The following is a 9,623-nucleotide window of genomic DNA, read 5'->3' as shown; positions in this document are numbered from 1 at the left end:
TTCAGCGAAACGATTCATCTTGGAACCGGAGAGATCGCGGTGTACCGGCAGTCGGACAACCAGATGGTAGAGCGGCTGAGCGGAGGAAACGTACGGTTAAGCGGGAATATGGCGATCATTAGCCTGAACTCTCCGCTGGTAGACGACACGTCGTATTACGTGGAAATCACCTCCGGAATGTTCCTGGATGGAGCGGGGCAAGGGTTTGGCGGTATTCGCGGCCCCTGGACGTGGAGCTTCCGGACGATGGACCAAACCGCGCCGCAGCTGGTGAGCAAGAGTCCGCAAGGAAGTGGAGCGAGCTTAACCCCTTGGCTGAACATGACGTTTAGTGAACCGGTACAGTGGGGAACCGGGGACGTAATCATCCATGAGGCAACGGATGGTAGCGTAGCGGGACAAGCCCATGTATCAGGCGGCACGTTAACCGATGGCTATGGGTACTTAAACGGAAATGAAGCCGAGTTATATCTATACAACTGGGGCCTGGAAAGCGGGACGTCATACTATGTGGAGGTCACACCGGGAACGCTGGTGGACCGGAGCGGGAACCCGTTTGCAGGAGTCCTTGGTTCGAGCGAATGGGCATTTAAAACGAAATCGAGCACGCCAAGCGCTACACCACAAAAGTCCAGAAACTCAACCGTTACCAGCCAGGATTTGATTTCCCCAGTTTCCCTGGATTCGCCACAGAGCGGAATAATGTCTTATGCCCAAATCACGGTCGGAGCAACCGAGGCCGGCGAACAGACAACGATTAATATTCATGCTGAAACCTTATCCGGCGAACTGCAACAAAATGGAGCCGCTCATGATGAACCGCGAGTGTTGATGATAGATGCTGCCAAATACGGATCGAATATTATCATCAATCTGCCTTTGGAGGCTTTTCGCAATGTGGGCCCATTGGAAAACCTGCGCATTGGATTCGGATCTTCAAATGCCCAGTACTTGTTGCCTGCAGAGCTGATCCAGCAATGGTCTAGCACGTATGAAGATGATTCATTGTCTGTTCAGATCATGAAATTGGACGAAAAGACGGGTTCATTGATTCAAGGTATAGTGCTGGATGAGGGGGCTGTTCAAGCAGAACCCGGCCCTATCGACTTTTCGATTCGGATTGGAGATGTGGAGGTATCGGATTTCTCTAAGGAATACGTAGAACGAAAAATCCTTTTGAATCAACTGGTTCCCGCAGACCGTTCGACAGCGGTTTGGATCAATCCCGAAACAAATCGGGTATCCTTTGTTCCTTCGTTGTTTCAAGATAAGAATGGGGCTACGGAGGTTTCGATAAAAACCGACCATAACAGCATATATACCGTATTGTCAAACGATAAGAGCTTTGCTGATATGAATAGCCATTGGGCTCGTAATGATGTGGAACTTATGGCGAATAAATTACTTTTGCATGGGGCAGCCTCTGATAAATTCGAGCCTAATCGTGCGATAACCCGAGGTGAATTTGTCGTTTTGGTAGTCCGTGGGTTGGGATTGAAGGAAGAAGAACCAGGGTCAGACCTATTTTTGGACGTGTCCGCTAATGATTGGTTTGCGGGAAGCATCGGAGCGGCACTAAGAGCAGGATTGGTGCAGGGTTATGGTAATAAATTCAATCCTAACACCCCAATAACCCGGGAAGAAATGGCTGTTATAGCGCAAAAAGCGGTTGAGTATGTCGAAGGTAGCGGGATAAAGACGGATTCGGAAGCCCGGACACCAGTTTTCAAGGATGAAGAAACGGTATCGCCATGGGCGAAAAACGCTATGAATCAAGCCTTGAATCAAGGGCTGATCCAAGGCACAAACCAAGATACGATTGCTCCAAAACAAAATGCCTCTCGGGCAGAGGCTGCTTCATTTGTTAAAAGGTTGCTGAAATACTTGAAATTTATCAATTAGGTAAATTTCTGGAGAAATCTAGAAGTTGAAGCTTCCCGAAAGTCGTTATGCGACTTAGGGAAGCTTTTTTAAAAGAAGTTTACTAGACTGTCCAAGTCGCTGTCGCGCTACTCATGATGATGGCGCCATATCGTTTATCCGCTTGTTGGTGTTTTGTCTCCTTGTTCGTTTTGTTTATCTCGGTCCCGCATTTGCGACGAACGGTACAACTCCATAATAATCCGCAGCGTTTTGATCCCTTCCGCCTCATCAATCCAAAACTTGCGTCCTTCCCGGACATGATCGTAGAAATCGGCAATGAGCAGCTCATGGCTGCTGCCCCAATACGATTTACCCGGAACGGTATTGTTGTTTGGGCCTGAAGCAGGCTCATCCAGTCGGGTTTCCGCGCCGTTTTGCTTTAAATAAAGGCGGTCATCACGTTGGTGGAGCGTTCCCGCTTCAAAGACGAGTTCGAGCTCGACGGGGGAATTGGCGGCGTAAGCATTGGTAGCGTAAAAAATAGCCCAAGCCCCGTTTTTAAAAGCGATGCCGGCATGCGCGGTGTCTTCCACTTCGATCGTATCAGCGAGGACGTCTGTCGTGACATTCCCCTGTACGGAGGCGATGTCGCCGCCAAACCACTGCAACAAATCGAGCGTATGAATGGCCTGATTGATCAGCACGCCGCCGCCTTCGGTTTCCCAGCGTCCCCGCCATGGGCTGCCGGTATAATAATCGCGGCCCCGGTGCCAGGTGACGATTCCCTTCATGCCAAGCAGCTTGCCCAAAGCGGCGGAATTGATCACCTCCCGGATTTTTTGCGAGGCCGCATTATACCGGTTTTGAAACACGATGCCGAGTTGGGTGGGCATTACCTGGGCAGTCTTTAGCAGCCGCTCCGCCGCCTGCAAGTTATGGGCCAGCGGCTTTTCGCACAGCACATGTTTGCCTGCTTGAAGCAGGGCTTCCGCCATTTCCGCATGCAAATGGTGGGGCGTACATAAGTGAACGACCTGTATATCCTCACGTTCCAGAATGGCGCGGTAATCCGCTGCCGCCGCGCAGTCGTATTCAGTCGCGGCTTGCTCCGCCTTACGCTCGTTGGTGTCAACGACCAGCTTCAAGCTGGCGGCTTCCATCCGGCTAACAGCCCCGGCATGTACCGGAAAAATCGTTCCGCAGCCGACGATGGCCGCCCCTGTTTGTTCCCGCATCGCTAATCCCTTCCGTTCCTTAGCAAATTCGCACCGCTTGCTGCTGCGCTTTCAGGCACAATTCCGCGGCTTTGAAGGCATGCTCCTGGGGCATGGCGTTTTCCGTCCGGTGGATGCAGTCGAGGATCAGCTCCCCGAAATACGGGTAACCAACCTGCCCGCGAACGTTAAAATAATGCTCCCCGCTCCGGTTGACGAGATAAACGTGATCGCCGCCGGCGTCCAGGGCGATATCGGTGTATTTCCGCAGCTCAATGTATCCTTCGGTGCCCAAAATAAACGTCCGCCCGTCGCCCCAAGTACCAAGCCCGTCCGGCGTGAACCAGTCAACGCGAAAATATTGCGTGGCCCCGTTGTCCCCGACCAGGGTAGCGTCCCCGTAATCCTCCAGCTCGGGATATTCCGGGTGATGGTAATTGGCAACTTTGCTGTGCAGCACCTGCGCATCCTGGCAGCCGGTGTAGTACAGAAACTGCTCGATTTGATGGCTGCCGATATCGCAGAGAATGCCGCCGTATTTTTCTTTCCGGAAAAACCACTCTGGACGCGAGGCGGCGTTCAGGCGATGGGGGCCGAAGCCCGTAACCTGAATCACCCGGCCGATCGCTCCCTCCCGAACCAATTGGCCGGCGTACACGGCGGATTCGACGTGAAGGCGTTCGCTGTAATAGACGGCGTATTTTTTGCCCGTCTCGCGCACCTTTTGTCTGGCGGCTTCCAACTGGTCCAGGCTCGTAAACGGCGTTTTGTCGGTAAAATAGTCTTTGCCCGCATCCATCACCCGCAGGCCGAGCGGCCCGCGTTTCGACGGGACGGCTGCGGCCGCGACCAGCTTGACCTCGGGATCGGCGAGCACCTGCTCAAGGCTGTCGGCCGCAGCGGCCTGGGGAAACTGTGCGGTAAACGCCTTCACCTTGGCCGGGTCGGGATCATAGACCCATTTCAGGGTGGCCCCGGCTTCGATCAGCCCGCCGGACATGCCGTAAATGTGGCCATGATCGAGGGCGACGGCCGCGAATGCGAACTCGCCCGGCTCTACCACAGGGTTCGGGCGTCCTTTCGGAGCGTAATTCATGCCGTCGCTCGTCTGAAAAGACTCGGGCTGGCGCGAGGGCGAGGGGCGGCTGTCGTTTTGCTGGTCTGGGACATGCTCCTTCATTGGACTCGTCGGCTTCTTTTCGAATGGTCCGCTCATCGGTTTTACATCCTTTCACGCATAAATTCGGCAAACGCTTTGAGCAGCGTCTTGGTATCGTACTGACCGCTGAAATCCTCAATGCCGAGATAGCCGTCATACCCTACTGATTTCAGGGCGCCCAGCAGTTTGCGGAAATCGACGATCCCGCCCGCCAACGGGGCCCATTCGGAACGCCAGCCGGTCGTCCCGTCAGCGCGTGCGCCGTCCTGCACCCAAAGAGCGTTTTTCATGTGCACATGCGCCAAATACGGTCCGAGCAGTTCCAGCCCCAATTTGAACCTTTCATACCCTTCATGCACCATGTTGCCGGGATCAAACAACACGCCGATATATTCCGGATCGCAGTGGCTGACTAGCCGATGGGCAAGCCCGGCGCTGGGCGCGATCGTATAGTGATGCGTTTCGACAACGCCTTTGATTCCGTATTGCTTCGCCATCCGCTCGGCTTCCTTCAAATAGCGGACGGTGGCTTCGTACAGCTCGGGATATGGCGCCGACCCGTCGTAGCCGGCCGCGCCGACGCGGATCATCTTCGCCCCAAGCAGGCGGGCGGCGCGGAAGGCCCGCTCCGTCTCCTCCAGGTTCAAGGAATTTAAGTACGGCGTTACACTAACGACTTCCAGGCCCTGCGCCTCCGTGATCTCCTTGAACCGCAGCATTTCCGCTTCCGAAAGCCCCGGGTCGATCGAGCACAGATTGTTGCGCCAAAACGACGGCGCTTCGCCCTTGGCTTCGGCGGGCACTTCCTTGAAGCGCCACTCGACGCCATCCATCCCGGCTTCCCGCGCCGCAAGAACCAACTCCTCCGGCGTTAAATCCGGCGTGGCCACCGTAAACACGGACAACTTCATCATCGTACATCGCTCCTCCTTTGGTACAATCCTTAGGTATAAGCTTGTGTCGGCATAAAACAAGTCGCTCGGACCAGCACGGCGGCTTTCTTAGAGAGGGGGTGACTGAAATGAAAATGGGATGCATTGACTACAGTAGCAGGGGAAGGGGAAAATAGCGGAATTTTATGGCGTTATTTTTTTACCAGGGGGCTTTGAACGCAAATAGCGGAAAATATTGTCTCTATTTTTAGAGCAACCCCGGCTGAACTGGCATTTTTCCACTCTGTCCCTTAAATAGTGACATAATTTTCCCTTATTTTCCTTAATCAGTAGAAAATCGAACAAATAACGACGTTTTATACCGCTATTTTTACGTCCAGCCGCTTAGCTATCCAATCGCCTAACGTCCAACCGCCTAACGTCCGCCTAGCTTCCAACCGACTAACCATCCAGCAACCTGTCCACCTACCCGCCCATACTCCTACCCGCCCAGATCACCACCCCCGCCAACCTACACTAATCACATCAGTCTCCACTAACCTCATCAGCTTCGCCCAGCCTCAGTTGGTCCTCCATCAATGCGTACTCGACACATCCAGCATTTTGTCGCCGCCTGCGCCCCCGTTGTCTTTGCGGAAGACTGACGTTTTGATTTTCTCCTGCAGCTTTTCATGGAACAAATCTTCATCGAGCGGCAGTTCCACCCAATCCCCCGTCCACGCGGACAGGTGCATGGCGTTGGAAATTGTCAGGCCAAGGATGCCTTCTTCTCCCGGCGCCAGCAGCGGTTCGCCATGCAGCACCGCGTTTGTGAAGTTCTGCAGGATGCCTCTGTGCTGCGAGCCTTCGCCGCCTTCCACCGGGATTTCGCATTTCCAGCATTCCGGCTGCCCGAATCCCCCGGTATATTCGGCGTTGAATTTCGGCTCCGGAACACGCAGGCGCCAAAACGTCAGCTTGCCGTCCTCTACGACGATTTTGCCGCCCTCACCAGCCAGCTCAAACCGGTTCGTCCCCGGCGTTTCGCCGGTAGTCGTGACGAACAGGCCGGTTGCGCCGTTTTCGTATTCCACATAGGCGGTGACGTCATCCTCGACCTCGATGTTGCGGTGCTTCCCGAAATGGCAGAAGGCGCGCACCCGCTTCGGCATCATGCCGGTTGTCCATTGCCACAGGTCAAGCTGATGCGGGTCCTGATTCAGCAGCACGCCGCCGCCTTCCCCGGCCCAGGTTGCCCGCCAGCCGCCGGAATCGTAGTAGCTTTGCGACCGGTACCAGTTTGTGATGATCCAGTTCGTCCTGCGGATCGCTCCCAGCTCTCCGGACAACACGAGGTCGCGCAGCTTGGCATACAGCGGGTTCGTCCGCTGATTGTACATGATGCCAAACCGTTTGCCGGATCTCGCGGCGGCTTCGTTCATTTCGCGGACCGCTTTGGTGTACACGCCGGCCGGCTTTTCCACGAGCACATGGTAACCGCTCTCAAAAGCCTGCACCGCCAGCGTCGGATGGTCGTAATGCGGTGTCGCGATCAGCACCGCGTCCATAGCTCGCGAAGCGAAAAAAGCATCCGCCTGATCAAACACACTCACTGCCCCCGGCAATTGCTCCTTTGCCCACTTTAGTCTTTCCGGGTTCCGGTCGCATACGGCCGTCAGCTCCGCGCCTTTAATGTCGCTAATTAGAGACAACGCGTGCGAGGTTCCCATATTTCCGATGCCGATGATGCCAAACCGTATTTTGTCCATGCTGCTCCCAGCCTTTCTCATTTTTTTGGGTGGAAGGATGTTCCGTTCGGTAACGGTGAATCTCCTTAAGCTCCCTTCTCCGCTACAGTTTTTAAATTACCCGGGTATGTACCTCATGCCCCCTTAGCTTAGCTTGAATTCCGAAGGATGAGAATGGCAAAGATTAAGTCTATTTTGCACAAAATTAAGGTGTATTTGGTAAAAACGCGATGCTACAATAAAAACATCGAACAACCAATGAAAGTGCTTGCAAAATGGATCCGTAAGAGCCGAACCAACGAAGCCAAGGAAACGAAGGAGACGACAGTTCCTATGAATGAAACTGTACTTTTGGCCGGGCGGCTGCCCGAAAGTCTGACCGTAACGGTAACGCATGTCCAGCTTAAAAGCGGGTTCCTCGGGTGGAACCGGGCGGAGCAAGCCCCAAGCTTCAACCGGCTGTATTTCATTGCCCAAGGCGAAGGTTCGGTGATCATCAACGGAGCGACGTATTATCCGCGGCCGAACCAACTGATGATCATGCCGGCGGGGTCAAGCCAAACGACCTTTACTGCCCCGGACAATCCGTATACCCGGTATTTTTGCCATTTCGACGCGCAGGTGGGGGAGTGGCCGCTGTTTCACGCGGGGAGCAAGCTGTATATCAGCGATGTCCGGGACCCGGAATATGTCCGCACGACGTTTGACGCGATGATCGATCTGTTCCAGGCGGGCGGACCGTTTGCGGGCCTCAGGCTGCAGGCCGGTCTGCTCAATTTGCTGGCGTGTTGTTTGGAAGATGGCGGATACCAGGAATATTTGAAGGATTACATGCAGTTTACCGAGCGGGAAAAGCTGGCGGGCGTGCTGAAATATATCCACGAGCACCTGCACGAGCCGATAGAGATCGAAGCTTTGGCCGATATCGTCCATTTGCATCCGAATTATTTTATCCCGTATTTTAAAAAAATCATGGGCATCACGCCGATGCATTACGTGCAGCGCAAGCGAATGGAAGAGGCCAAGCGGCTGTTGACGTACACCGACGAAAGCATCGCCGAAATCGCCGAACAGATCGGCATGCAGTTGGCCCATTTCTCCCGCCAGTTTAAAGGACATACGGGGATTTCCCCGACCGCTTACCGGGCCTGCACCCGGTAAAATCCGCTTCTGCTCCTAATGGCTGCGGAACAAGGTGAACGCCCCGCCATTTTCGGGCACGAAAAGTCGGATCAGGCGAGCTTGATCCTGTTATCCTGTGAATGTGAAGGAGGTGCAGACGATGGATTCGCTTAAAAACTTAAACGCCGCATTAAACTATATCGAGCAGCATCTGGCGGATGAAATCGATTATAAGGAAGCGGCCAGGCTCGCCGTTTGTTCGGAATATCACTTCAAACGGATGTTTTCTTTTCTAGCCGGCGTGACGTTGTCCGAGTATATTCGCCGCAGACGGCTGACGTTGGCCGCGTTCGAGCTGCAGCATCAAGACGTCCGGATTATCGATGTGGCGGTGAAGTACGGATACGGTTCGGCGGACGCTTTTACCCGGGCGTTTCAGATCATGCACGGCATCACGCCGTCCGAAGCGAGAAATCCGGGCCAACAGTTAAAAGCTTATCCGCGTATGACCTTCCAACTTACCATTCAAGGAGGAAGCGAAATGAACTATCGTATTGTGGAAAAAGAGGCTTTTCGGATCGTAGGGTTATCCAAACGAGTGACGATCCAATTTCACGGCGTCAATCCGCAAATCGCGGAAATGTGGCAGAGCTTGGACGAGGAGACCATTCGGCTCCTGAAGGAGCTGTCCAATGTGGAGCCGGCCGGCATGATCAGCGCGTCGGCGGATTTTTCGGAGGGACGGATGAAGGAGCAAGGGGAACTCGATCACTATATCGGTGTGGCCACCACACGGGAATGTCCTGGGCATTTAGCATCGCTTGAAGTCGCCACTTCAACATGGGCTGTGTTCACGGCGGTAGGGCCTTTCCCCGAGACGCTGCAAAACATTTGGGGACGGATTTACGCCGAGTGGTTCCCGTCCGCAAATTACGAGCTGACCGAAGGGCCGGAAATTCTCTGGAACGAAAGCCCAGACGTCACCTCGCCGACGTACAAAAGCGAAATCTGGATTCCGGTGGTGCGGAAAGAGTAACGTTTGTCCCGGGGACGGCGGATTTGCCCAACCGGGGCAGCCGGAAAAACCACCGCGGCGGGTTGTTCTTGCGTAGATCCTATAGTAATATCTGACCAGGGGGGAAAGCGTAATGAAGGACAAGCAACGACCGATCGGCGTTTTGTTTGTATGTCTCGGAAACATCTGCCGCTCGCCGATGGCCGAAGCCGTGTTCCGGCATCTGGTGGCCGAAGCGGATTTAAGCGGCCGGTTTCGCATCGATTCCGCGGGAACGGGCAACTGGCATACCGGTAATCCGCCGCATCACGGGACACGCCGCATTTTGGATCAATACGGCATATCGTACGAAGGGCTTCAGGCCAGGCAGGTTGCGCCTGCGGATTTTTCGGATTTCGACTATATCATCGCTATGGACAACCAAAACGAGCGGGATTTGAAGTCGCTGGCACGGCAGCCGGACGCCCAAATATTGAAGTTGCTCGACCTCGTTCCGGAGTCTACGGTCAAGGAAGTGCCCGACCCGTACTATACGGGCAACTTCGAAGAGGTTTACGAGATGGTGCAGCAGGGCTGCCGGGCTTTGCTGGAACGGATCCGGCGGGAGGCCTTGGCGTAGGCTGAACCGGC

At 54.5% G+C, this 9,623-nt stretch carries 8 protein-coding genes; 4 read left to right on the top strand and 4 right to left on the bottom strand.

Going from position 1 to position 9,623, the window contains the following annotated elements:
* Window positions 1-1,902, top strand: a 1,902-nt coding sequence (locus tag ACLD72_RS11250) for an S-layer homology domain-containing protein (RefSeq protein ID WP_458475764.1), incomplete at its 5' end; no start/stop codon positions are given.
* A gap of 134 nt (window positions 1,903-2,036) precedes the next feature.
* On the opposite strand, the gene ACLD72_RS11245 is transcribed toward ACLD72_RS11250, so the two are convergent.
* The 4 genes from ACLD72_RS11245 to ACLD72_RS11230 form a co-directional block, all read right to left on the bottom strand.
* Window positions 2,037-3,098, bottom strand: a complete 1,062-nt coding sequence (locus ACLD72_RS11245) for a Gfo/Idh/MocA family protein (protein ID WP_410996963.1) — start codon at window positions 3,096-3,098, stop codon at window positions 2,037-2,039.
* Window positions 3,099-3,117: 19 nt separating this feature from the next.
* On the bottom strand, window positions 3,118-4,173 hold the full coding sequence (locus ACLD72_RS11240) for a Gfo/Idh/MocA family protein (RefSeq protein WP_410997376.1): 1,056 nt from the start codon (window positions 4,171-4,173) through the stop codon (window positions 3,118-3,120).
* 125 nt (window positions 4,174-4,298) lie between these two features.
* Window positions 4,299-5,147: a sugar phosphate isomerase/epimerase family protein gene (locus ACLD72_RS11235; RefSeq protein ID WP_410997378.1), complete on the bottom strand. Its 849-nt coding sequence runs from the start codon at window positions 5,145-5,147 to the stop codon at window positions 4,299-4,301.
* Window positions 5,148-5,704: 557 nt separating this feature from the next.
* Window positions 5,705-6,877 carry a Gfo/Idh/MocA family protein gene (locus ACLD72_RS11230; protein ID WP_410996965.1) on the bottom strand — a complete coding sequence of 391 codons (1,173 nt, stop codon included), beginning with the start codon at window positions 6,875-6,877 and terminating at the stop codon, window positions 5,705-5,707.
* Between the two features lie 312 nt (window positions 6,878-7,189).
* On the opposite strand from ACLD72_RS11230, the gene ACLD72_RS11225 reads away from it, so the two are divergent.
* From ACLD72_RS11225 to ACLD72_RS11215, 3 genes are all read left to right on the top strand, one after another.
* The gene (locus tag ACLD72_RS11225; RefSeq protein WP_458475763.1) at window positions 7,190-8,017 is read left to right on the top strand and encodes a helix-turn-helix domain-containing protein; all 828 of its coding nucleotides are present in this window, start codon (window positions 7,190-7,192) and stop codon (window positions 8,015-8,017) included.
* A 121-nt stretch (window positions 8,018-8,138) separates the two neighbouring features.
* Window positions 8,139-9,014, top strand: coding sequence for a GyrI-like domain-containing protein (locus ACLD72_RS11220; RefSeq protein ID WP_410996969.1), 876 nt, complete (start codon window positions 8,139-8,141; stop codon window positions 9,012-9,014).
* 112 nt (window positions 9,015-9,126) lie between these two features.
* Complete coding sequence (locus ACLD72_RS11215; RefSeq protein WP_410996971.1) at window positions 9,127-9,612, top strand: low molecular weight protein-tyrosine-phosphatase; 486 nt, start codon at window positions 9,127-9,129, stop codon at window positions 9,610-9,612.
* Window positions 9,613-9,623: the final 11 nt, after the last annotated feature.

The organism is Paenibacillus lacisediminis, from assembly GCF_046567315.2.
The sequence above is the reverse complement of the archived record's forward strand: the minus strand, read 5'-3'. Positions and strand labels throughout refer to the sequence as shown.

What these genes read in the sequence shown, in the direction of transcription:
- ACLD72_RS11240 (WP_410997376.1), bottom strand. Translation starts at nt 4,173, where the DNA reads ATGAATTACGCTCCGAAAGGACGCCCGAACCCTGTGGTAGAGCCGGGC.
- ACLD72_RS11230 (WP_410996965.1), bottom strand. Translation starts at nt 6,877, where the DNA reads ATGGACAAAATACGGTTTGGCATCATCGGCATCGGAAATATGGGAACC.
- ACLD72_RS11215 (WP_410996971.1), top strand. Translation starts at nt 9,127, where the DNA reads ATGAAGGACAAGCAACGACCGATCGGCGTTTTGTTTGTATGTCTCGGA.
- ACLD72_RS11225 (WP_458475763.1), top strand. Translation starts at nt 7,190, where the DNA reads ATGAATGAAACTGTACTTTTGGCCGGGCGGCTGCCCGAAAGTCTGACC.
- ACLD72_RS11245 (WP_410996963.1), bottom strand. Translation starts at nt 3,098, where the DNA reads ATGCGGGAACAAACAGGGGCGGCCATCGTCGGCTGCGGAACGATTTTT.
- ACLD72_RS11220 (WP_410996969.1), top strand. Translation starts at nt 8,139, where the DNA reads ATGGATTCGCTTAAAAACTTAAACGCCGCATTAAACTATATCGAGCAG.
- ACLD72_RS11235 (WP_410997378.1), bottom strand. Translation starts at nt 5,147, where the DNA reads ATGAAGTTGTCCGTGTTTACGGTGGCCACGCCGGATTTAACGCCGGAG.